The 25915-nt window shown below is 44.2% G+C and carries 18 protein-coding genes; 2 read left to right on the top strand and 16 right to left on the bottom strand.

Features of this window, described 5'->3' with window-relative positions; all coding sequences use genetic code 11:
- Positions 1-163 precede the first annotated feature (163 nt).
- From I2I33_RS08405 to I2I33_RS08380, 6 genes are all read right to left on the bottom strand, one after another.
- Positions 164-2230, bottom strand: coding sequence for a cation:proton antiporter (locus tag I2I33_RS08405; protein WP_410491996.1), 2067 nt, complete (start codon positions 2228-2230; stop codon positions 164-166).
- A gap of 11 nt (positions 2231-2241) precedes the next feature.
- Positions 2242-4146 (bottom strand): dipeptidyl-peptidase 3 family protein, encoded by a 1905-nt coding sequence (locus I2I33_RS08400; protein ID WP_087420517.1) that lies wholly within the window; start codon positions 4144-4146, stop codon positions 2242-2244.
- Positions 4143-5000: a hypothetical protein gene (locus tag I2I33_RS08395; RefSeq protein WP_087420518.1), complete on the bottom strand. Its 858-nt coding sequence runs from the start codon at positions 4998-5000 to the stop codon at positions 4143-4145. Before I2I33_RS08395 ends, I2I33_RS08400 begins: the two co-directional genes overlap by 4 nt.
- A gap of 3 nt (positions 5001-5003) precedes the next feature.
- The gene (locus I2I33_RS08390; protein WP_087420519.1) at positions 5004-5678 is read right to left on the bottom strand and encodes a TrmH family RNA methyltransferase; all 675 of its coding nucleotides are present in this window, start codon (positions 5676-5678) and stop codon (positions 5004-5006) included.
- A 184-nt stretch (positions 5679-5862) separates the two neighbouring features.
- On the bottom strand, positions 5863-6132 hold the full coding sequence (locus tag I2I33_RS08385) for an HU family DNA-binding protein (protein WP_087420520.1): 270 nt from the start codon (positions 6130-6132) through the stop codon (positions 5863-5865).
- Positions 6133-6277: 145 nt separating this feature from the next.
- Positions 6278-7822 (bottom strand): NAD(P)/FAD-dependent oxidoreductase, encoded by a 1545-nt coding sequence (locus I2I33_RS08380; RefSeq protein WP_087420521.1) that lies wholly within the window; start codon positions 7820-7822, stop codon positions 6278-6280.
- A 166-nt stretch (positions 7823-7988) separates the two neighbouring features.
- Here I2I33_RS08380 and I2I33_RS08375 point away from each other — a divergent pair, with 166 nt between their 5' ends.
- Positions 7989-8744, top strand: coding sequence for an SDR family oxidoreductase (locus tag I2I33_RS08375; RefSeq protein ID WP_087420522.1), 756 nt, complete (start codon positions 7989-7991; stop codon positions 8742-8744).
- 90 nt (positions 8745-8834) lie between these two features.
- Positions 8835-9557 carry a hypothetical protein gene (locus tag I2I33_RS08370; protein WP_087420523.1) on the top strand — a complete coding sequence of 241 codons (723 nt, stop codon included), beginning with the start codon at positions 8835-8837 and terminating at the stop codon, positions 9555-9557.
- A gap of 1 nt (position 9558) precedes the next feature.
- Here the strand turns inward: I2I33_RS08370 and pbpC are convergent, their stop codons facing one another.
- The 10 genes from pbpC to I2I33_RS08320 all read right to left on the bottom strand — a co-directional run bounded on the left by pbpC (position 9559) and on the right by I2I33_RS08320 (position 25801).
- Positions 9559-11937 (bottom strand): penicillin-binding protein 1C, encoded by a 2379-nt coding sequence (pbpC, locus tag I2I33_RS08365; RefSeq protein WP_229128238.1) that lies wholly within the window; start codon positions 11935-11937, stop codon positions 9559-9561.
- A gap of 10 nt (positions 11938-11947) precedes the next feature.
- Positions 11948-12904: a methionyl-tRNA formyltransferase gene (gene fmt, locus I2I33_RS08360; RefSeq protein WP_087420524.1), complete on the bottom strand. Its 957-nt coding sequence runs from the start codon at positions 12902-12904 to the stop codon at positions 11948-11950.
- The gene (locus tag I2I33_RS08355) at positions 12897-14354 is read right to left on the bottom strand and encodes an LptF/LptG family permease (RefSeq protein ID WP_087420525.1); all 1458 of its coding nucleotides are present in this window, start codon (positions 14352-14354) and stop codon (positions 12897-12899) included. The genes fmt and I2I33_RS08355 overlap by 8 nt, the downstream gene beginning before the upstream one ends.
- A gap of 77 nt (positions 14355-14431) precedes the next feature.
- The gene (locus I2I33_RS08350; protein ID WP_087420526.1) at positions 14432-14809 is read right to left on the bottom strand and encodes an START-like domain-containing protein; all 378 of its coding nucleotides are present in this window, start codon (positions 14807-14809) and stop codon (positions 14432-14434) included.
- A gap of 85 nt (positions 14810-14894) precedes the next feature.
- A complete protein-coding gene (locus I2I33_RS08345) occupies positions 14895-16244 on the bottom strand; it encodes a YihY/virulence factor BrkB family protein (protein ID WP_087420527.1) in 1350 nt (449 codons plus the stop codon).
- A 108-nt stretch (positions 16245-16352) separates the two neighbouring features.
- Positions 16353-18791, bottom strand: a complete 2439-nt coding sequence (locus I2I33_RS08340) for a TlpA family protein disulfide reductase (RefSeq protein ID WP_087420528.1) — start codon at positions 18789-18791, stop codon at positions 16353-16355.
- 11 nt (positions 18792-18802) lie between these two features.
- Positions 18803-20281 (bottom strand): PKD-like family lipoprotein, encoded by a 1479-nt coding sequence (locus I2I33_RS08335; RefSeq protein ID WP_087420529.1) that lies wholly within the window; start codon positions 20279-20281, stop codon positions 18803-18805.
- Positions 20282-20313: 32 nt separating this feature from the next.
- Entirely contained in the window at positions 20314-21024 is a 711-nt protein-coding gene (locus I2I33_RS08330; protein WP_087420530.1) for a DUF4843 domain-containing protein, read from the bottom strand.
- 9 nt (positions 21025-21033) lie between these two features.
- The gene (locus I2I33_RS08325; protein WP_087420531.1) at positions 21034-22440 is read right to left on the bottom strand and encodes a RagB/SusD family nutrient uptake outer membrane protein; all 1407 of its coding nucleotides are present in this window, start codon (positions 22438-22440) and stop codon (positions 21034-21036) included.
- Positions 22441-22468: 28 nt separating this feature from the next.
- The gene (locus tag I2I33_RS08320) at positions 22469-25801 is read right to left on the bottom strand and encodes a SusC/RagA family TonB-linked outer membrane protein (protein WP_229128237.1); all 3333 of its coding nucleotides are present in this window, start codon (positions 25799-25801) and stop codon (positions 22469-22471) included.
- Positions 25802-25915 lie beyond the last annotated feature (114 nt).

The raw sequence follows: 25915 nt of genomic DNA, 5'->3' as shown, positions 1-25915 counted from the left end.
CAACACCAAGTTTATTCATTAGTTTATAGAATTATTTATGATATTTCAAGCTTTCAAAATTACAAATACATCCTGAAAACCCACATCCTCAAAATCGGGTAAAAACACGCTGTCCACTCCCCAATTATAGGGAGTGGACAGCGTGTTAAATTTTACTTTTCAACTATACCAAATACCGATTATTCGTCTCTCCCGCCTGTATAGGGTAAACCAACACGAAACTATTGGATTGGAAATACTTGTTCAAATAATTGGGAATCCTACTCATATTGGCATGATAAGACAGCCGCTCCCGACGACTCATCACCACCCACAACGTATCGTCACTCTTTATTTCCCGGGACATGATCAAGAAATCATCCCAATCATCAAAGGACGAAAATTCTGCCTCGATCGGCCTTTTTTTATACATCTCCTTCAAGTACACCATCGTGTCTTCTGACGCGTAGAACACGGCCTTCGCACCCGAATTGTGGATAATATTCCATACCTTATTCACCCACATCGGGAATCCGACCTCTTTTTCCGCCCGGGCCGGAACCACCACCAGATGACGTTTCACCGTGGCTATAGGTTGTATGGGGCGATAAATTAATGTAGTCACGTTACTCTGCCCCAGAATCGCCTCGGTCATATTCCCCAAGAAGGAGGACACGACACCTTTTCCCTGATGTAATCCCAGAACCAAATCCGTAATACCCTGCTCTTTAATCACGCTGATAATAGCATTCGCCACGTTCAGATCGTACCGCAACAAATCCTGTAACACGTTATCCGTGGCCGAAGCCGTCGTGACGGCCATATTCAACACCTTCTTGGATTGCTTGAAGGCTTTATCGTCCGATGCCTGATTATTAATCACGTTCAAGGCAAAAAGCCCGTTCTTATTCTTCTTCGACTTGATTGCCGTACTCAAATTCACCAGCTCGGTCACGTTCTTCTCGTAGGACACCGGAATCAGGATGCGTTCCTGATGTTCCCCAGTTCCCTCTTTCTCTTCCGACACGTCATTCATCGCGATATTATGCGCCCCTTTCTGTGCGGAGAAAGATGCCATCGTGCAAGTGACCAGAATCATCAAAATCGTACCGTTCAACACGCTCTCGTTCAACAGACGAATCGGTTCTCCCGCCAGGGTCTCTCCCAGAATCACGTTATACCCCACCATCACGGCTGCCAAAGTTGCCGCTGCCTGTGCATTACTCAATCCGAAAATCACCCGCCGCTGGTCCACCGACATCCGGAACGTCTTCTGCGTGAGCCAAGCCGCCACGAATTTAGCCACGGTAGCCACCACGATCATCACCGCCCCCACTTTAATCGTGTCCCAATTGGTAAAGAACGCCCGGTAGTCGATCAACATTCCCACCCCTATCAAGAAGAAAGGAATAAAAATCGCATTCCCCACGAACTCCACCCGGTTCATCAAAGGAGAAGTCGAAGGAATCAGACGGTTCAACGCCATCCCCGCAAGGAAAGCCCCGATAATAGACTCCAGTCCGGCCAATTCCGCCAAGTAAGCCCCCAAGAAAACCATGACCAGCACGAATATATATTGTGACACGTTATCCTCACACCGTTTGAAAAACCAACGTCCCACGATCGGGAATACGATCATCACGAAAGCAAAAAAGAGGATAATTGCCGCCCCCAGCCTGTACCAAAACCAATCATCCACATCCCCCACGGCCATCTCCACGATCACCGTCAACACCAACAGCGCCAAAGTATCCGTGATCATCGTCCCTCCCACGGTAATTCCCACGGCCTTATCCTTCGTGATCCCCAGTTTACTGATAATCGGGTAAGCAATCAACGTGTGGGAGGCAAACATACTCGCCAGCAATATGGAAGTCAACATGGAGAAATTCAACACGTAAAGCCCGACAAGCGTTCCCAAGGCCATCGGCACCAAAAAAGTGTACATCCCGAAGGTCAAACTCTTCCATTTGTTCTTCTTAAAATCCCCCAGATCAATCTCCAGCCCCGCCAAGAACATGATATACAAAAGCCCGGCTGTTCCCGAAAGAATAATACTACTATCCCGCAACACCAAGTTAAAACCATTCGGCCCGATAATTGCCCCGGCAATAATCAATCCCAACAAATGGGGAATCCTCAACTTATTCAACAATAAAGGAGCCGCCAAGATAATTACCAAAATCAACAAGAACTTCAAAACCGGGTCCGTCAACGGCAGGGTTATCGCGGCCAGTGTTATTTGCAACATAAACATCATTATTATTTATTATCCCCGTATTCCAGCATCTGTGCCAGAAAATCTGTCGGGTATTCTATTTTCACATCAACCACTTTTCCCTCTTCCTCCACCAATCTATATTTCGGATTAACAAACCCGGCATATGGAGCCACGTTCAGTTTTTGATAACGTTCCAGCACTTCCTGATGCAACACGGGATCAATCCGTACCCCGTAATTCTCGATCAAATTCCTAGCCCCCTCGAAATCACCTTCCGACTTCACCCGTTGCACCTCGGCCAATAATCTCCCGAACAGTTTCCGCAAAGCCTCGTAATCCCGGATCGTGAAATACGTCTTTCCATCCCGACTTACCCGCTCGATCACGTTATCCGCTTTGCCTTTTTCGTAAACCCAAGAGGCTATTAACTGGCGATTACGCATGTGCGACTCTTCCAAATTATTTCCCAACTTCACCCGGGTCAACTGAACCATCAAACCGTTGCGGATATAATTGCAATATTCGCTCTTTGCCACCTCCAACGAGGGAATTACCCCCAACTCCACCAGTTTCGGGTCCATCACGTAATACAATGCGAACAAGTCCGCACGAGCCTCTTCTATCGTGGAATAATAATTTTTCAACGCCTCCTGTCCCACGCCCGGTAGCATCTTTCCGGAACCGTGTCCCAGACATTCATGCAAATCGGTATGCACGTTTCCCCCGATATACCCGTACGTTCTCACCAATTCCTTCTCCTCGTCCGAATAGGCAAACTCGTCCAGTACCCCAGAATTCAGTGAAGCCCGGTCGTACGCATACGTGATATTATCCAGTGTTACCGACTTACTGCCATAACGCTCCCGAATCCATTCGGCATTCGGCAAATTAATCCCGATCGGAGTTGCCGGATGACAATCCCCTCCCAGCATGGCAGCCTGTACTACTCTCGCCGTAATACCTACTACCTCACTCTTCTTGAAAAGCTCATCAATCGGTGCATTCCGTTCAAACCACATAGCATTATCCGCCAATTTACGTGTACGCTTGCAGGCCTCTTCGTCCATAATCTGAACCACGGATTCCCAGCTGGCCTTGTACGCTAACGGATCTCCATACACTTCAATAAAACCGTTGATAAAATCTATCGGGGCTGCCACCTCTTTCACCCATTCAATAGAGTAACGGTCAAACAAGGACAAATCCCCCGTCTCGTAATACTGGATCAATAACTCGATCACCTCTTTCTGATGCTCGTTACAAGCATATTCCGCGGCTTTCTTCAAATATTCCACAATACGGCGAATTTCTTTCCCATATTTTCCCCCGGCAAACCACACCTGTTCTCGCAACTGACCTTTTTCATCACGTACCAACGTAGAATTTAATCCCCAAGAAAGCAACGCATCCTCTTTTTTCTTTTTCCCGTAGAATTTCTCCACCTCTTCTTGTGTCACCCCCTCGTAATAATGATTGGCAGACGCCTGCACTAGATCCTTCCCCTCGTCCAGTACCACCCGCTTGGCCATATATTCCGGATCAAAAATAACACGTTCCACTTCCTCGTACAACTGTTCCGCTCCCACTTCCCGAAGAAGTGACTTAAAATATTCGGGAGTAAAGGAAGGGGTAAACTTTTCCATCGAGTAATGATGATGTACCCCGTTAGCAAAAAACACTTTTTTAGCGTACACCAAAAAAGCCTGAAACTCTTCCGTCTCCCGGTTTCCTTGATATGCCCGAAGAATACTTTCCAAAGCCGCCCGGACCCGAAGATTGTATTTATTATTCTGATCCCAGAGAATATCTCTTCCGGCCAAAGCCGCCCGGCTCAAGTAATAAACAAATAACTTTTCCCGCAAGGACAATCCCTCAAAAGCGGGGACATCGTAACGCAATATCTTTATATCGTCAAACTGTTCCAATAAATACACTTGTTCTTTCATTCTGCACCTCCTGTTTCTGATGTTCCATGTCCGTTGATTTTCAACGAATCATATATTCGACGCACAACACCTCTGGCCGTGTCATCTCCTTTCTTATTACTCGAAATAAATTGATAAAGTTTCAATCCGGTCGTGTATAAAGTAATCTTAAATTCATATTCCGTCCCTCTTTGCACGTATGTTCCCTGCATAACGACCCCACTCAAATCACCCTCCTCCACGTAAGCAATATCATTTTTCAGATCGAACACTCCCGGCTGACTCTTCAACTGATTCAATCCCCCGTTTACAGCCCCCTCCAAATCAACCTGCCCGACTTCAGGCGTGTACTCGGTATATAAATACATAAACTCCAAACCGTTCCCTTTATAACTAAAAGTTTGCATCTCTTTAATCAAAAGACGCACTTCTTCCGGCAACTTATTGATCATGGACCCCGCAGACTTCATCGCCTTGGGCGTGGCAAGGGACACCCCTCCCGCGTATGTTCCCGTGTACCATTGCTGCTCCAACACCGGGGTATCATCATCTCCATACAACGCATCATAACTATCCTTCATCCCGTTTATGACAAGCGCTACCATCAATATAACCAGTATTCCCCCGATGCACCCGGCAATCAAACCTTTCTTATTCCCTTTCTTCCCGGTCGGTTTCATCATATTTCCCTTCTTCACCTGTTCTTCCGTCAAACAAACCTCTCGCTGGAAATCCTCGAATGACTTCTCTGGGTGTTTCACTTTCCAATCCTTATAATTATCTTCCAGTTTCCGGTTACACAAACCACATACCACCAAGTACTCGGACTTCACCTCGTTCAGGTGATTACAATGTTTACATTTCAAATAATACATCTCTCACTTGTTATGATTAAACCTTTCCAATATCTGAGCCGAAGCCTTGATCGAACGCTTGTACCAAGCAAATAACACTTCGTAACGTTCCTCCTCCGGTAAATGCCAGTCTATATCTGTTTGTCGCAAACGCTGTACCACGCTATACATCAGTAAAGCGGCACACACGCTCACGTTATAACTCTCCGTAAAACCATACATGGGTACTTTCACGAACTCGTCGGCCCTCGACAACACGTCATCCGACAATCCTGTCAGCTCCGTTCCCATGAAAAAAGCCATCTTTCCCTTGTAAAGATCAATATCATCAATAAAAGTATCTCGTTCATGCGGGGTTGTTGCCACGATCCGGTACCCCTGTGATTTCAACATCTCGATCGTCTCCACCGTGTTATTCTCTCTCTTCCGATGCCGATGAACGGTCAACCAATCGGCGGCTCCCATCGAAATCTCGGAATTATCGATGAAAGAATTCATATTTTCAATCACATGAACGTTCTGAATCCCGAAACAATCGCACGAACGCAACACGGCACTACAATTATGTTGCTGGTAAAAATCCTCAAGTACCATCGTGACATAACTCGTTCGTTCCGCAATTAACCGACGAAACAAATCATTCTTATAATCCGTCACAAACTCACTCAGATACTCAACCTGCTCTCTTACAGTATGCATAATGCTATTTTAAGGTGACTTCGTCACGTTAAAAGTTACAAGTTCACAAGTTGCAGGTTACAAGTTCATTTCGCTCCGGTTTTCACAACCTGTAACTTGCAACTTGTTCATCACCAAATCAATTTGATGATGAACAAAAAAAGGGTGTCTCAAAACACCCCCCTTTAAATCTCTTAAATGGTAATTATAGTTGGCCTTCTAACTCAGCACCAGCTTTAAATCTCACCACCTTCTTAGCCGGAATTTGGATTGTTTTCCCGGTTTGCGGATTTCTACCTGCTCTTGCACTTCTTTCAGATACAGAGAAAGATCCGAAACCAACCAATGCTACTTTTTCATCTTTTTTCAAAGATTCTCCGATCGTAGCTACAAAAGCCTCTAATGCTTTCTTAGAATCAGCTTTTGATAATCCAGCTTTTTCAGCAATCGCGTCAATTAATTGAGCTTTATTCATAATAGACAGTTTTAGGATTAGAACTAATAAATTCTTTATACATTCGCAAATGTAGATATTTTCTTGATGAATGCAAATTTTTTACCAAAAAAACGAAGTCACTTTAACACATTCGGTTATAACCAGTCCCTCCCCTTCTTGTTTCTTAACAAATAGCCTCTGCACAGCCTTCTCCATCCATTGCGGCCGAGACAATTCCCCCGGCATATCCGGCTCCTTCTCCACAGGGATATAACCCGACAATTTCCGGATGCATCATCTTTTCTGTTTCTCTCGGAATCCTCAATGGAGAAGAAGTACGACTCTCCACGCCCAACAGAAGGGCATCCTCCGTGATAAACCCCCGGGCCTTTTTTCCGAACTGCTCCAACCCTCCACAAAGACGCTGGTAAACGACTTCGGGTAACCATTCCCGAAAAGAGGTTGCCCGTACCCCCGGTTTATAAGAACTTTTTGGTAAATTTTCACTTAAATGTCCTCTCAGAAAGTGAGTTAATCGTTGAGCCGGAGCATGCAAGTTCTTTCCTCCCTGTTCCCAAGACGCCCGCTCCAAATCCTCTTGAAATTCTAACCCGGCAAATAACCCCTTGTACCTCATTCCAGTCAATTCACTCTCCCCAATCGAGGTTACCATGGCCGAATTTGCCCATGCCGTGTTTCTACCGGATGCAGACATACCGTTCACCACTTGTTGTTCGGGCCCCGTGCAAGCCGGAACGACCACCCCACCGGGACACATACAGAATGAGTATACCCCTCGCCCATCCACATTCGTCACGAAACTATACTCGGCCGCAGGTAGAAAATTTCCCCGCCCTTGCGGGTTATGGTACTGAATCCGGTCAATTAACTCTTGCGGATGTTCCAGTCGAAGCCCCACGGCAAAATCCTTCGGCAGCATCAACACGGACCGGGCCCGTAACATCCGGTACACGTCACGGGCCGAATGTCCCGTGGCAAGAATAACATGTTCAGCCCGAATTTCCTGATCACCCGTCACCACTCCTTTTACCCGGTTCTGCTCTATAATAATATCCCTCACCCGACTATTAAAACGTACTTCCCCACCATACTTCTCGATCGTCTTACGCATATTCACAATCACCTGAGGCAATTTATCCGTGCCGATATGCGGGTGTGCATCAATCAATATATTAGGATTCGCCCCATGATAGACCAGGATTTCCAAAATACGATCCACGTTCCCCCTCTTCTTCGAACGGGTAAACAATTTACCATCCGAGAACGTCCCGGCGCCTCCTTCCCCGAAACCGTAATTCGAATCTTCATTCGCCACCCCGGTTTTGTACAAACGATTCAGATCCTGTTTCCGCTCTTCCACGCATTTCCCTCTCTCCAAAACTATCGGTCTTTTCCCCAACTCGATCAAGCGTAAAGCCGCAAACAAACCGGCCGGTCCGGCACCCACCACGACAACCGTCCCGGCAGACGAAACATCCTGGTATTGGGGAGTAAATACCCGTTCCTTCTGTTCCACCCGATCCAGATGAACACCGACTTTCAGTTGAATAACAACCCTACGCTGACGGGCATCTATTGATTTTCGCAAAATCTCCACATGCACAATCCTCTCCTGCCCCACGTGCAACATCCTTGCCAACAGTTCATTGACAATCTCCCGATCATGTGCCTCTTCCGGCGTAATCCTCAATTCTATCTCTTTATACATAAATATGGTGGCTTCGCCACGTTACAGGTTACAAGTTACAAGTTCAAAATTATTTGTTCGGTAATTAACCTGCAACTTATAACCTGTAACTTGCAACTATTATTTCGTGCGAAAATAAGAAAAAAATCATACCTTCGCACGACAGATTTAAACAATAATTACTACTATGAACAAGATAGCGTTAATCACAGGAGCCACTTCCGGTATCGGAAAGGCAACAGCGACCAAATTGGCCGAAATCGGGTATAACCTCATTATCACCGGACGCCGGGGCGATCGTCTGACCGCACTGGAAGACGAATTAAAGACAAAAGGCATTCAAGTACTGACTCTTCAATTCGATGTTCGTAACCAACAGGAAGTTCACAACGCAATCAGCAACCTACCGGCAGAATGGCAAAATATAGATATTTTAGTCAATAATGCAGGTCTTGCCGTGGGAACTTCTCCTATCCAAGACGGAATTTTGGATGATTGGGAACGCATGATCGACACCAACGTGAAAGGTCTTCTTTACATCACCCACGAAGTAGCCCCCTTGATGATCAAAAATGAAAAAGGACATATCGTCAACATCGCCTCCGTGGCAGGTAAGGAAGTTTACCCCGGTGGGAACGTGTATTGTGCCACCAAACACGCCGTGGACGCCCTTTCCAAAGCCATGCGCATCGATATGTTGAAACACAACATCAAGGTAACCAACATCGCTCCGGGAATGGTTGAAACCGAATTCTCTGTAGTGCGCTACAAAGGTGACCAACAAGCCGCAGACAACGTGTACAAGGGTGTTACCCCCCTCACGGGAGAAGACATCGCCGACACGATCGTGTTTGCCGTAACCCGTCCGGCTCACATCTGTTTGAACGATATTCAGATTATGCCTACCGCTCAAGCTAGTTCTAGAGACGTGAACAGGAAATAATAGGAGTATTCAAAAGTATTCATTGAAAAAATGCACTGTAAAAGTGCATTTTTATTATATTTACAGCAATAAATCATACGATCAATATCTATGAATACAAATTTGTTGACCACCATTACCCTATTGACATGTCTAGTAATAGGCTCTAGTTGCAATGACAACAAAGATGACGGCTCAAGAGGTTTCATGTGTGTTGCCACGATTATCGGGGACACGACAAACGGTTTCCATTGCTATCTGGATGGCGGGGGATTAGTGATCTCTTACAACAAGAACCTTGCTGATGCGGAAAGAGGCTATTTCGGCTTTTATTATAACGAGGAAGACTGGGAAACCTCCGCAAACGGTGAAAAGTTTATCAACAATGCCCATGTCGTCACGTGGTCAAAATACGAGATAATTCACCCGATTAGCAAAGAGGAAGCCAATAATACAAACATAGCCGAGAATTGTCAATTACCATCATTCTTAGGTGTAGGTTATGGGTATCATGGTTATTTTGATCTACATGCAGGTTTCTCCACGGTAAACTCGGTAACCGGAGAGAAAATTCAAGGTAAAATCAATATCGTATATGACCCACAGGAACAAACCCAAGATTCACTGAAATTGCAACTTTACTATAATCCGAATATTCCCGATGATTGGTCAAAAACTCTAACCGACCACGGAACCGTATCATGTGATATTTCATCACTTGTAAACCTTCAGCAATGGAAAGATTCGGTAACTATTGTCGTAAAATCCGGGGACAAAGAAAAACATCGCACCAAGATCAGCAAAAATGATTTTCTAAAACTCGACAAACATTAATTCATTTATAATCCTTTTCCCCATCCACGACAACAAAACTCTGCCGTAGCGAATTTCCCTTCGCATCCACGAGATAAAGCGTATGTCGTCCGGGGGCCACATTTACCTCTAACTGGTGATGATAACGGGTTGTTCCCAGAAATTGATCGTCGATATGCCAGTACACCAACGTGGAAGGCTCCCGATGAGCCATTTCAAACACAACACCACGTACCACTCCCCCTAAATCTTTGGGAATAAACACCCGCAATCCCCGCTGCGGGTAAATCATTTCCATCACGTCATCCTGCCCTCGCTGGCAATCGGCACGATAAGGTGGTAATTTCTTGTAATCCGAATGTGTGCGGGCATAATACCACTCCTGTACGGGAGACAGCACGAACCAAGGTTCAATCCTCATGCGTGACACGGACTCACATTCCGAATCCACCCGGAATTTACCCGTCCGATCAAGATTCACCAATCGATGGTAAGGACAAACCTCTGTTTTCTCCCCGGCACGGGCAATATAAACGGTATCTATTTCCGGGCATATTGAAGATGCCCGATACCCACTCTTACGACAAACGGCAACCGCAGACAACTCCTCCTTCGGCATATAGAAACGAGCATCTGTCCTCACCAAAGAGGCCACCTCAAACAAAATCGGTGCCGCGGCCCGTACCCCGATCAGCCCGGGACGTCCCTCGCCATCCGCATTTCCAACCCACACGCCAATCACGTACTCCGGATTCACCCCCACCGCCCAAGCATCCCGGAAACCGAAACTCGTTCCCGTCTTCCAAGAAAGATTCATCGAAGAGGCAAAATTCTTCCATCCCGACTCCAAATCCGGCCGTTCCACGTCCTGCAAAGCCTTGAGTGTAAGCCATACCGCCGCGGCATTGACCACGTTATTCTGCACCTCGACACTATCCACCTGTTCACCTGCCCAAAGTCGTAAACGTCGAAACTCGTGGTTAAAACTCGTCCCGTCACACTCGTTATAGTGCCTCAAAATGGAAGCCATCCCCCCGTACATATTACACAAATCCCACAACTTACACTCGGCTCCTCCCAAAATCAAACTTAACCCGTAATTCTCCGCCTTCCGATTTAACGTCGTGATCCCCATCTTTTTCAAATCATCATAGAAATGCTCCACCCCATACTCCCGCAACAAGCGCACGAAAGGAATATTCAAAGACATTGACAACGCCTTGTCGGCAGGGACAATACCTTGGAAATCCTTGTTAAAATTCGAGGGAACATATCCCCCGAAACGGGACGGCACGTCCGACACGATCGTCCCCGGCAAGATATACCCGGATTGCTGCATCAGCGCGTACAACGCCGGTTTCAAAATACTCCCCGAACTACGGTTCGACGTGATAATATCCACTTGATTTCCCCCATCATCACGCACCTTAGGCCCGTTTCCCACGTAAGCCCGTACCTGTCCGGTCGGGATATGCGCTACCAACACGGCAGCATTATAGATATGATTGTGTTTCAACACGTCAATATGCCGCCTCACAATCCCGTTCACCTGTTCCTGCAACCGGGAATCAATAAACGTCTGGCTGATCTTCCCCCGACGCTGCCCGTAAGCTCTTGCCAGCAAATGAGGTGCGATACACTCCGGACTATACACCTGTTCCGGTAAAGGTTCCGCCATCGCCATTTCTAAATCCCCTTGCTCAAAATATCCCTGTTCATAAAGTTCACGCAACAGAGCATCTCGCTTTCCTTTCAGACCGGGCATATTCTTTCCCGGGTACATCAAAGCCGGGGCATTGGGCAACACGGCAAGTAATGCCGCCTCAGCCCAGCTCAGTTCATCCGGCTGACGATTAAAATATTTCAACGAAGCCGCCTGTATTCCCACGATATTCCCACCAAAAGGGGCGTGATCCACGTACATATTCAGAATCTCCCATTTCGTGTAACTCTGTTCCAAACGAATCGCCAGCAACATTTCCAATATCTTCTCCGGAATCGTTCGGGGCGGGTTGTCACGTGACAGCCGAATTACCTGCATCGTCAACGTACTCCCGCCACTCACCACCGAACCCCTCCGCACGTTCAACCACAACGCCCGTCCCACCGCCAGCGGGTCCACCCCGGAGTGTGTCAAAAACCGCTTATCCTCGAAACATAGTAAGGCGGCCATATACTTCATGGAAAGGCACCCCCTGCCCGACACCCGGTACTGCCCGTCACTCGCCACCGTCATACCCATAATCTCCCCCTCCTTATCCAAAATCACCGTGGAATAAGGCACAGTAAACAACGGGGTTGGTAGAAAATACCACCACCCAATTACCAAGGCAAGCAACACACTCCCCCCGATCCCTAACCTTAGGATCAGTCTTCGCATAGTTTCTCGCCCGACACGCATAGTAAATTGATTACAAAGAGTAATCCTCTATATGAAATCCCCGCAGGAACTCTTCTGTCTTCATTCGCTTTTTCCCGGACAACTGTAACTCTTTTATCCGAATGACTCCCCCCTCTACCAACACGTCCAGGTAAGTTTTATTATCCGTTGATAAACCAACGTCTTTCCCATGATCTTTCACGATTCGCTCCGTCTCGAAAATCTTCAACGACACGACCTCCCCGTTCTTCTTGTTTCGGAATTCGGTCCACGCCGTCGGAAAAGGTGAAAGTCCTCGTATATGATTAAAAATAGCGTCCAAACCTAGTGACCAATCCACCTTCATATTCTCCTTGAATATTTTAGGTGCGTGTTTCGGTTCACGCCCGGCCAACAACCCGACCTGATCCTGCAACGGGTAATCTCCGGCAGCCATAGCCTCCACCGTTTTCACCAACAAATCGGCACCCGTGTACATCAATTGATCGTGCAACTCTCCGGCTGTCATGTTCGGTCCGATCTCCACCCGCTCCTGAAAAATCAAATTCCCGGTATCAATCTCGTGTTTTAAAAGAAAAGTCGTCACCCCGCTACAAGTCTCCCCGTTCATCACCGCCCAGTTGATCGGGGCCGCACCCCGGTAATCCGGCAACAGTGACGCGTGTAAATTTACCGTTCCCAACCGAGGCATATTCCAAACCACCTCCGGCAACATCTTGAATGCCACCACGAGCTGCAAATCCGCTTGAAAACCCCTCAACTCCTCCAAAAACCGTTCATCCCGAAAACGCTCCGGCTGCAACACGGGAATCCCCTTCTCCACGGCAAACTTCTTCACGGGAGACTCTTGAATCTTTTGTCCCCTTCCCGCCGGTTTATCCGGATTGGTCACGACAGCCACGACCTTGTGTCCGGCCTCCAGCAACTTCTGTAACGGATACACCGCAAAATCCGGTGTTCCCATGTACACGATTCTCAATTCACGCATTTTTATCTTTCTTTTTAAAGAAACCGATGATCTTCTTGATGAAATTAGTATACGATTCACTACTCATGACAGCCGAATCTGTCATGGCCGTGTAAGTCAACACTGCCCCCAACGGTAACAGAACCACGGAAGAAATCCACATTCCCTGCCAAGGCTCCAACACCCCTTCCCGGGCCGCTCGTTCCCCCATCATCCAGATAATATAATACACGATAAACAGGAAGATCGAAACCACCACCGGAGCCCCTAATCCTCCTTTACGGATAATCCCCCCCAGCGGGGCCCCGATAAAGAAGAAAATAAAACAGGCAAATGACAAAGTAAACTTTCTGTGCCATTCGATATTATATTTACGAACGGCCTCTTCGTCCCGTTTATTGATAGATAAATCATTCATGTGACTCGTTTGAGCCCCCCGGGCAAGCTGCACGGCCTGGTCAATCGTGTTTTTCCGTTCCTCCACGTCAAAAGTCTGGTAAAGACTATCCAGATTCCTGACAACCCCTCTCGTCTCTTCACGAATCACGCTATCCCGCTTGGGGTTTCTCTCCTGTTTCCTCACGTAATTCTCCCGGAGCATATCATGCGCTTTCCTTTGTTTACGGCCATCCAATCGTAGGGACAAGGCCGAAACCGTACTATCCAGCTGGGCAATATTTAACATCCCGTAGCTATTCTTGAACAAGTCTTCATCCGTACGCTGCAAATCCTTATCGCCTAAGGGGATAACAAAATACTGTTTGTCAAACTGCACTCGCCGGAAAGGATAGGTTTTATTATTATTCGACTTCAACCCCTCGTCCGTGTACGTGTAACCGTGATACAATTCCACCTCCATGAAACGCCCCGTCGGGTCTGCCTCCATGATACCGGAATCTGCAATTGTCATCTCATAATTACCCTTTCTATCCGTATGATTGTAAATCAACATATTGTACATCATACCCGACTTCTTGTCGATCTTATCCACCTTAATACTATACCCCTCTATATCATTGATAAACACTCCCTCCTTCAAGGATAATTCCGGTTTCTGTCGTTTTATATCGTACAATAAGCTACTTGCCTTCAAGTTAGCGTAAGGAAGAACATTGTTGGAAAAAAAGAATGCCGCAATCGTGAAAATAACGATCAGCACGATCAACGGTTTCATAATCCGGTACAGGGAAATACCTGCCGCTTTCAACGCCGTTAACTCGTAATTCTCCCCTAAACTACCAAATGTCATGATGGAGGCCAACAACACGGCCAATGGTAAACCCATCGGCACGAGTGTCAATGACACGTAAAAAAGTAATTCTGAAATAACATGACCTTCCAATCCTTTTCCCACCAGATCATCAATATATCGCCACAAGAACTGCATGATCAAAACGAACATACTGATAAAAAAGGTGGCCACGAAAGGACCGACAAAGCTTTTAAGCATAAACAGGTGGAGCTTCTTCATCTTTAGCACCTTATATTGGTTTTCTTATTTTTCTACTTTACTCGTGATAAACGAATTCACAAAGATAGAAAAAAACTTTATCCACCAACCGTGCGATGTAACATTTCGACCTGTTTATTCCATAATTCAATGGTATCCCCCTCTTCATCAGCATCCACAAAATCCGTGATGATCAAAGCGACCTCCTCCGTCAAAGGCTCTACGTGGAGCGAAAATTCAAAAAATTCTTCCTCATCGTCCGCGTCCAGCCACTTGAAGCGCACGTAAGAATTTTTCTTCATATCCACTAACTCCGCTTCTTCACCAATACCATCCCACACAAACGTGAAGATATTTCCATCATGTTTCACATCATCGGAAAACCACTCCGCCAAACCGGGAGCAGAACTTAGACGGGAGAACAATATTGTTACCGACGATGAGAAAATGTACTCTAAATCGATTCTTTTCCTCATACTTCATTTCAATTTGCCCGACAATATATAAAAGTTTTACCGGATATACAAGAAAAAACGAGACTTTAAAATGAATACATTCCCGTTATTGCTGAACCTCAGAATCCTCAATCAACCGATCGCCGGCAAAACCGGACAACACGGTTTCCTTGAATTGTTTTTTCCAGACTTCATCCCGGCTTTCATCTACCCGGGAAAAACGAATGATAATATCTCCCACCGACATCGTGTGCAAATCCGAGGCCGGGTAATAGAAGTAATCATCCTCTTCCTTCGCCTCTACCAGAATATGTAAATCCACCAGTTCTTGCAACACGATACGTAATTTCCCGGTATTAATCTTCAATTCCTTGTTAATCATCCCTAAACTCGGACCACCCCCTCCGTTCACGTACACCCGAGCCACGAACCTCATGATTTTCAATGCACATTCCAACGTCTCCATCCAAGCCGTATCCCCGAACAACTCGTTCTTGTACATGAAATGCCTGTTCCGGAAAATATAGCACAATTCCGTCCCCCACAACACGACACTCCAGCTTAACTGCAACCACACCAATAACAACGGCAAGGCGGCCAGCGTACCATATATGGCACTGTAAGAACTCATGCCGATCTGGAAACGGATGTAAAACCATTGAATGATCTGGTAAACCGTCCCGGCAATCATCGCCGCCACGAAAGCGTGCTTGAACTTCACCGGGGTCGCCGGCATAAACATATAGAGGAAGATAAACAGCATCCACACCAGCATATAAGGCAGTAACTTGATCACAATTTGGAGAAAAGAACTGATCAACGGAAAATTCTCCTGCCACCCGGAACTTGTCATGAACAAATTCAGGCTACTCACGAGAATCATCAGAATCGGGGCGATAAAGATAATCGAGAAATAATCCGTGAACATCCGCCGTAAACTCCTTCCCTTTCGCACCCCCCAGATACGATTCATCGTCATTTCGGTACTATTCAACACCTTGATCACCGACCAAAGCAAAATCACGATACCGACACCCGTGATCACCCCGCCCTTGGCATGATCAATCGCTTTCGTGACATACCCTAGCAACTGCCCGGCAAACTCTTGGTTATCGCCCAATTGCAACATAAACTCCTTCTCCAAAGCCTCACGGGCACCAAACCCGGCAGCCAAAGCGAAAGCCAACGCCATCAGCGGGATAAACGACAAGATCGAATAAAACGTGAGTGCCGACGCCGAAATCGTACACGCATCCTTGATAAAACGATTGAAAGAAACCACCACGATAGACAACGCCTTCTGCAAGAACTCCGTGATCACGAAACGATTCCCATAATCCCTGCGCAAAACCATGTAATGATAATCCAAATCCAACAGACAATCCATACGACGGAGCATCTCTTTTTTATATCGAAGCAACAGACTTATCCCCTTATGCTCTTTCAATCTATTCATATCCCTTTTCTTTGAAAATATTCAAGTTTCAAAGGTACGAAAAACCCCGCAACTTCCGTTACGGGGTTTTTAATATATTTTATTATTTCCTTGTCCTTGGAGTTCTTTTTATTTCAACAACTTTTGCAACAAGCTCTTCAGTTCCGGACTTGAGGGACGGGGCGAATTAATCGTAACGACCTTTCCTTTTTTGTTAAATACCATAAACCGAGGTATCCCTTTAATTTTATAATCATTCATTATTTTATCCCTACCTTGCTTGTTCTTACCATTAGCAAATAGCTGAATACCTTCCAATCCTTCCTGTTCCAATGCCTCCAACCATTTTTTATAGTCTTTCTGTTCGTCGACAGATACTCCGATAAAGACCACGTCTTTTCCCCTCATCTCCTTTTCTAGTTTAAGCAAATGTGGGATTTCTGCCCGACAAGGCCCACACCATGTAGCCCAAACATCCACGACAACTACTTTTCCTCGAAAATCCGACAAGGAAACCAGTTTTCCATCCCGATCCGGGTAGGTAAAATCAGATGCTAATTTTCCGGCAGTACCCTTGTATAATTTAGCCGAAACATCATCAACTCGTTGTTGATGATTGGCTGTTGTCAAATAGTTCCCGTAAGTATCCAAAAGTTCGATATAATCTTCATACTTCCTACACTTTTCCATCTCCCAAAGAATCATTTCAGCTTTCAACGGATCGCTTGACAACCATTCCAAACGATTCTCCAAAGCAATCCGTTCTTTTTCTCCACCACAAGCAAAAGTCGTATAACGTTGTAAATAATCATAGCCATAAGGTTGCCTTAATATCGAAGCATCCGACAACTTTCCTTTTTTCACGATTGTCTTATAATATTCCGGATAATCTGCCGGTGTCGGACGACTTGGAATATGTGTCGGTCTGCCATCACGCATATAAACTTCTTTCGTCGCTTTTAAAGCATTCAATATTCTAAACGCAGCATAATCCAAATCATAATCAACCGTTTGCCTAACTAAAGCCGCGAAAGCCGCATCCCGGAAAGAGATTTCATCCTTAAACTTCTCCGCCTGTGGTAAAAAAGCCACGAAATAAGGATAAAAATCCCTGTAATCGAATAAAACATATTTCATATCATCCAACCTTTTCCTCACAGGTATCATCATTGATTCCCAACGAGCCAGTAAAAGATTTTCTGGAGTATTACGGTCAGTTATCATCAGCGTATCTTCTAAGATGTTCACCTCAGCCCGATCACCCGGCTCCAGATACAGACGTACACGATCTAAAATTTTCTCTCCTCCCACGGTATAAAATCCCTGATATGCAGGTTGAAAAGAAAAACCATAATGCCCATCTTCACTAATATGAGTTGTTGCCACCAAACGTTCCTTACCATCCACCACCTCATACAGATTTACATTCTCCATTTTATCCTTCGTCACCTTTCCTTTCAATTCGACATAAGTAGTACGATCTGTCAACTCTCCTTGTAATTTATCGAAAACTCTTTTTATAATCTCTTTCAATTGTGGAGTTTCAGCCTTATCCTCCGCCTCTCTTCCTAATTGAATATAACGCTCAACTTGACTGTTATCACCAAGATTCATGATAAAATTTAAGCCTCCGAGCATATCAAACTCGACATAAGTCGGTAAATTTTCCTTATTCTTCTCCAAACATTGCAACACGTTCTCTACATCCCGGGTTTTCAAAGCAACAATATACTCCAACAGGCAACTAATCTTATCCTTTCCATCAAACTCAATCTTTCCCGATTGAGTTTTTATCAATCCATACATTTCAACCCACGTATTCCCTTTATCACTATGTAAACGATTCAACGCATCCGAATACACGGAACAAATCCGTTCATCTACAATTGTACTTCCAATATTTTTATCAAAATCCGACTTATTTTCTACCAAATAAATAAATCGTTCATCATTCGGTTGCATCTCCTGTTCAAAAAGATACCAGTTCTCCTTGCGACATTTCACCTTATCATTCAATTTACCAAACGCTTTCTGACAAAAAGTTTCAATTTCGTTATCATGCGAAGCATCTCTCAATGCATTTACATAGGCGGCATATTCTTTTGTAGACAATTTGCCCGCTTGATTACGCCCCTCCAAGTAGAGCAATGAAGTCTTTTCATTTAAACCTCTCTCCACACGCATCCGGAATCGCTCCCATTGGCTACCACCCACTAATTTATGTTGTACCGTTCCATCCGGTCGTAATATGAAGAAAGTTGGAAAAGCACGCACTTCAAAACGTTTTCCGAGTTCTATTCCTTCCCCCTTTTCCATATCGAATTTCACACATACGAATTCTTCATTCATAAACACTCCTGCCTCGGCTAATGTAAATACATTGTTCAACATATTTTTACAAGGCCCACACCAACTGGTATAACAATCCATGAACACTAACTTTCCCTCTTTTTGGGCTTGTTCCAAAGCCTGCCGGAAAGTCAGATCACGAAATTCCACTCCTTGAGCATTTGCACGAAAGATGGTACCGCACAAAAGTGCGGCCCATAATATCAATCTAATTTTCATCTTTTTAATCGTTATTTTTTATATTCGAAATCGACCACTTTCCCACATACATTTTTATAACGGGCAACTTCTTTTAACGAACCATCCGTACTCATCTCCAGCACCACGATAGAACCCGAATTCTTTGCACCCGAACCATCGCTGACACCAACCCACATTTGGTTAGTATTTCCAACCTGATCACATTCAATGTAATCAACATTTCCTCCTCCCACTTCATATTCCATCAACAAATTTCCCGTATCAAAACTAACACAAGCTATCTTTCCGGCATAACCATAATATAGGAAATTTGCTTTCTGGGAAGTCGTAAAAGTATGAGCCTCCCTACCTCCTGGATGAGACAACTGCCTCTTCTTTTTCGGAGAAAACTGAGGATTGCCGTCCTTATCTTTACCCACCTCAAAAGAAAGCATATAATATTCACCCGCATCATCAACCATGACAGCCCGTCCGCTACTCATAGAATACTCGTTACCGAACAATCCTCCCCACACCATCTGCATTCCCACGCTATTAGGATTAAACTCTCCCGTCAGATCATCCGGTAAAGTGATAATTTCATCCCATTGTAAAGGACATTTCATGGAAATAAAGCGCTCTTTCCCTTGGTCATAAAAATAAGCCCTATAATTAGTCATACAAAAAAAGAAATCAAACGGAGCAATCTTTTCGTAGTCACCTTTAACAGCAACTCCATACTTTGGATATCCATTCTCTCGATTCTCTCTCCGGTAAAGAATTCCATTATTATTCACATACTCGTACAATGTAACACTATGCGTACCAAAAGACTGCGGCTTTACAACCTCTGGCTGGAAATAAAACATATCTTTAAAATCCATCACATACGACATATCCAAAGGTTTGACAACAACACCACCTCGTTCATCATCTGTCATAATCACCACCATCTTTTCCGCACCAGCAATCATACTTGTTATATAACGAACCCCGGTCGGGTTTTTGCCGGCTACTTCCCCATTTACCTTCTGGTAGGCATCCTCCACCACCGAACCGACAACATTCACGAAAGTCACGTTAGCCTCCCCGTTCACGTTACTCAATGCCATCATCCCTTTCGAATAAGAATTGACTACCGTAATTTGTGCCCGTCTATCAGGAACATATGATACTCCCGTTTCTTTATCCGTTATCTCGAAAACAAGAGAATATGTCTCTGGTATACTTGTAACTTCCACGTCCAAATCCTTCTCAAAAGAGAGTGTATCCAACTTCGTAGAACTACCAACCCCACTGTAAGTAATATACATCTGCCACAAATAAGTGTAATTTTCAGGATTAAAATCTCCATCACGTACAGTAATTTCCGGTGTTATCTGCAAATGCGTGAATTGTTCCACCGTCGTGTCTTTTATCCTTTCGATAGTAACATCATTTAGTTCTCTGTACACATCATTCCCCTTATCTTCCAAACAGGCATAAAAGGCGCACATGATAAACCCTAATAAACAATATATTTTTTTCATTTATACTTTTCATTTACCAAATTATACAAAAATCACCAAGGCTCTATAACAACATCATTCTCATCCTTTACCGGATAATTCTCTTTAAAATAATCACTCATATAAGCCCCATACACTTGCCACATCGTACGTTCATTGGAATATTCGCTCGCTTCTACTGGGAAATCCCGTTTTAATTCAAGTATACACAACTCATGTTTTCTCCGGGAATAATCACCAAAATCATACTTAATCGTCTGTTCCCAATAACTCGGTTTACTCAACATGTTGGAAACAATCAGTCTACAACTTAAACGCTCGGTAATTCCCAATTCCAGTTCTTCTGAAGATTTCAAAGCTAGCGCGACGACAACTTGTCTGTTTTCCAATGACTTATCCTTATTATAAATAATCACCGGAATATTCACGTATACTGAATCGCAAGGCAACTCATACTCTGCCTTCAACGCCTCATAATGTAAACCTACCTCTGCCGTTGTCTTTTCCTCATCTACCACAACAATCACCGGACGACCTTCAGGTGCAGCATTTCCTTCCAAATTTACCCGAACCCACAATGTATCCTCGTCAACTCCTTTACCTGCAAAAGAATAAACTATACTGTCCAGCGTCTTTGTCCAATAATAACTTTCAGTCTGCAATTGGAAGTAAACGGCATCTTTCCCGGTAAAAGGATAATCTGCATTATCCTTACAACTTCCAAAGACAATTAACAACAAGAAAATATAATATAACTTTTTCATAATTCCGCTTTATTTAATATCACCAAACTCCATTTCATCATCCGGCATCGGGAACACGTAATTACCGGTCATCACAACACCCATATCGGGCAAAGTATTATAATCAAGCCGCTTATAATAATAAAACAATTGTCCTTCTGCCATAAACTCTTTCCGATACTCAGCCTCGATTTCCGCGGCTAGATCACAATTCTCCTCCAACGGATAATTCACGTATCCTCGATGATCACGCAAGGTTTGTAAATAACCTTTGTCACCCGAAGCCTCTGCGGCAATCAAGTACATCTCCGACAATTTCAATAAAGGAATCCTATTCACGCCTCGATATTTACCAATATATGTTTTAGCTTCCCCGGTTTTCAAAAAAAACGTGTTCTGGTTCCGCCAATCTATATCCACGCCGGGAGTTCCAAACACACTGGCCCGGCGAGTATCAGAAATATGACATTGTACGGTACTCTCTTCTCCAAAATACACATCCGAACGCCCCTCTTCCATATCATACACGTACAAAGAAGATATGTATTCATTTTCACTACACAAATTTCCCCATGTATTACCATCCCCCAACTGAGATTCCTCCAACAAAGTAAACTTTTCCCCATCAATAACTTCCTTTGCACATTCCAAAGCTTTCGTTTTGTCGCCTTTGTATAAATATACACGTGCTAGCAAGGCCGTCATTCCGTAATAATTTAAATGGGATTTCCGATACAGCCAAAAACCATCTCCCTGAATATAATCCTCTGTCTCGTAACCTTTCTCTGTATACGAATCAAATGATGGCCCGATCGGATCTACCTCCTTGATCAATTTTCGTGCAGCCTCCACATCATCAATCACCTTATCGATCACCTCTGCTACAGTCAATTGGGCTATTGGTTTATTGGTCACCTCTTCTACATAAGGAATTGCAGCCACATTAGCCCCCCTCAAATACGACGGAGCAAACCCTCGTAACACATCGAAATGCAAGAATCCCCGTAATGCCATAGCCTCCGCCTTCACGGCCTCATACACACCGCTACTGAAAACACCTTTCTTTTCATCAACATTAGCAAGAATATGATTACAATTCGCTATCGCATTATAATTTCCCCGCCAGATAGCATCAATACATTCTTCAACCTTAGTTGACTCATAATCATACTTGAGAGCATCCTCATAATTAATTGACACATCCGTATACACCTGCCCTACCATATCTAAAAAACCCATCGTCTCATTCCCACCATACATTTCCGTTCTCGCCATAACCGTATATATACCGGTTAATGCATCCCGAAAGCCCGCTTCTGATTCAAACAGAGCTTCCTGTTTTATTTGTGATTTTGGGTCCACATCCAACCAATCACTGCAACCACCCAACAAAAGGACTCCTGCCAACCCAATGTATTTTACAATTCTATATTTCATAATTCTGACCTATTTATTTCATAAATAATTAAAACCGGGCTTGTAAACCAATACTAAAATTACGGGCAAACGGATAATCAATACCTCTTTCCTGTTTCACTGTCGAAACCCGGAATACATCGTTCATATAGAATAAGGCTTTCAACCGTTTTAATCCGATTTTCTTCATCCAAGGCATTTTAAATTCATACGACAAATTCAAGGTGGACAACTCCAGCCAATTATTATCCTCGATAAAACGGGATGTCGGTTTAGTCACACTTGTCGCATTTGCGGTAGCACCACCGATAAGTTTCGTAAACATCACCTGGTCACCCGGTTTCTGCCAACGTTCCTCAAATACACGTCGATCAACATTCTCCCGCAAATCCGCGTCCTGCACTTTATCCACTAACGTTTGATTGTAAATTTGTCCTCCATAGCTGTAACGGAAAATGACATTTAATTGAAATCCTTTCCACGCCAAATTTGTCCCGAATGTACCTTCCAAATCTGAATCCGTACACCCTCCAATTACATAATTATCCGTACTCCAAGTTGTCACAATATCTCCATTCACAGCTTGAAACAACTCGTTTCCTGTTGCCGGGTCCACTCCCAATGACTGATTTACCCAAATAGAATTCATGGATTTACCCTCAACATAACGAACTTTAGGGCGATTTGACTCTTTACTTTTAGATCCGGACATTGTATCTTCATCTTGATCGTCATTATACGCACGTAAAGCATTCGAAATCTTCAGTAGTTTATTCTTGTTATGCAAGGCTGTTGCGTTTACACTCCAATATAATTGTTTGGAAAGATTCTTCACCAACGCCACACGCAGATTCAACTCATACCCGTAATTTTTCACTTCACCCAAGTTATCCATATACGAACTAAAGCCCAAAGAAGGCGGTAAAGTTACTGAAGTCAATACGTCTTTGGATAATTTTATGTAATAGTTACCCGTGAAATTAATCCGTTCATCCCACAAATCAATATCCACTCCATAATTTTGTTGCAACGTGCGCTGCCACCCTAATTTTTCGTTTCCCAAAGCCATCACCTCGGCTCCCACCGTATGGTGATAACGCTCCCCCGTCAAATACTTGTAAGTCGTCATCGCCTGATAAGGATTGTAATTCTGGCTACCTGTCAAACCGTATGAACCGCGAATCTTCAACCGATTGATAAAAGTCACGTTTTTCAGAAATTCCTCGTTATGCAAATTCCATCCTAAACCCACAGACCAGAACGGCGCCCATCGCTTGTCAGAACCAAAACGAGAAGATGCATCTTCACGGAAAGAAAGATCCAACAAGTAACGTTCATCATAACTGTAATTCAAATTACCCAAAAAACCTACTAAACGAGAAGTATATTCGTCTCCAGCCGGAGATCCGTCTTTCTCGTATTGTGTTGCAAAACTGATATAGTCCAAATTTTCATTCGGAAATCCTTCCGTCTTTACCGTAAATTCCCTTGTCACACTCTCCTGAAGATTCCAACCTAAATTAGCATTAATCACATGCTTTTCCAATTGATAAAAATAGGTCATTACCAAACTGGCATCATAACTGTAATTCTCCCCGCGACTTCCAACATAAGATCCCCGACGATCAAAATCATCGTCCTCATAATCCGCAAAATCCGTATGCTTGGCTGGCTTAAAATTATCCTTATATGTATTTTGATGTGTAAACGAAAAACTTCCTTTTAACCGCAATCCATCCATAATACTCCAATCCACCCCGAAATTATTCGTCACGTCATTGTATTTCTCCTCATCTGTCGTATTCAATGTCGTATTATACAACGGATTATAGTAATCCTTTCCTAATCCACCCCCACCGATCGGAACATACTCATCAACTTTATAAATATAATTACCATCATCATCCTTATACCGCACGTAAGGATTACGTTTCGTGTAAACACTAAACGAGCCATAAGGCGAGTTTGTCGCTTTTACATTCGAATAAGTCAAATTATTCCTAAAAGTCAGATTCTTGTAAATGTACTGTAACTCCATTCCCAAAGCCAAACGACGACGACCGGATTCTTTCATTACTCCCGGCGTATTACTATACCCCAGTTCGATTCCATATCGAATATTGTCATTACCTCCATCTAAACGTAAAGAATGTTTATTAGCTACAGCCACAGCATCCAACGGTTTATCCAGCCAGTAGGTATCATATCCTCTTTTTATATTCGCCAACTTCTCGCTATACCATTCATTTAACGTAAGTTGTTGAGTCACGGAACTAGACGTATACATCCCCGCTAACTTTTCAATTTCTAACTTCTCGACCGCATTACACACGTTATAATCACTCAGATCGGCAATATAAAACGAGGCGTCCACGTTATAGCTCACCTGCATCTTACCGTTTGCCGGGGCATTAGTCGTGATCACCACGACTCCATTGGAGGCTCGCGATCCATAAATTGCCGTGGCAGCCGCATCCTTCAGTAAAGTAATAGAAGCCACCCGGTAAGGGTCCATGTCATACACCTTCTCTGCCGTAGTTTCGAACCCGTCAACGATAAATACCGGCGTGTTCGGATTTCCCTCATATTCACTCTCGATCCCGGAAATACTCCCGGCTCCCCGGATCTGGAATTCAGGAACCACGTTCGGGTTCGAACCAGCCAAATTATTATCTATTTTCATGAAAGAAGGATCAACATTTTGCAAAGCCGTCAGGATATTTTGATTTCCCCCCATCTGCAACTCCTCTGCCGTGATGGTCCGGGCAGCCCCGGTAAAACTATTTTTCGCCTGCGTATAGTACCCGGTAACCACGACGTCCTCTAACTCACTTATCTCCTCCTCCATCACCACGTCAATCTGTGTACGTTTTCCAATCACCTCTTCTTTTTGTTTCATCCCGATCATTGAAAACACCAGGGCATTATTTCCTACCGGAACCGCCAAGGTATACTTCCCGTCCACGTCCGTCACGGTGCCTAACTTCGTGCCTTTGATAATCACGGTCACTCCCGGTAAAGGTTCCTTCTTTTCATCCGTTACCTTACCCGTAATCCGATTCTCTTTCTTCTCTTGATCGGTAGTCTTTTTTTGAATAATAATCACGTTCTCCTTAAACAAAAATGACAACCCAGTATTTTCCAAACATTTCTCCAGAACATCCCGCACCATAGTTTGACGTACATCCACATTGATGTGCTGGATAGATTGCACGTCTTCGGATTTATAAATAAACATATATTCTGTCAACTGTTCTATATTTCTGAACACTTGACTTAACGTCGCATCAGACATTTTCAAGTCGATACGAGCCTCCTGAGCGCTAATGGTAGCGTGACAGGTACAAAAACCCAAAAGCATAAATAACGCAAGTAATTTCATTTTTCTCAACGTTTGTTGAAATTTCCGTTTTTTTCTCATAACTTTGTTTAGCTTATTATTAAATTAATACAGTGTTAGCTGAGGGGCTAACAGGTAAGGGGATGTGAGGGCATC

The organism is Butyricimonas sp. BSD2780061689_150309_C8 (assembly GCF_015560935.1).
Classification (GTDB): Bacteria; Bacteroidota; Bacteroidia; order Bacteroidales; family Marinifilaceae; genus Butyricimonas; species Butyricimonas paravirosa.
This window is presented reverse-complemented; position numbering and strand designations above follow the sequence as displayed.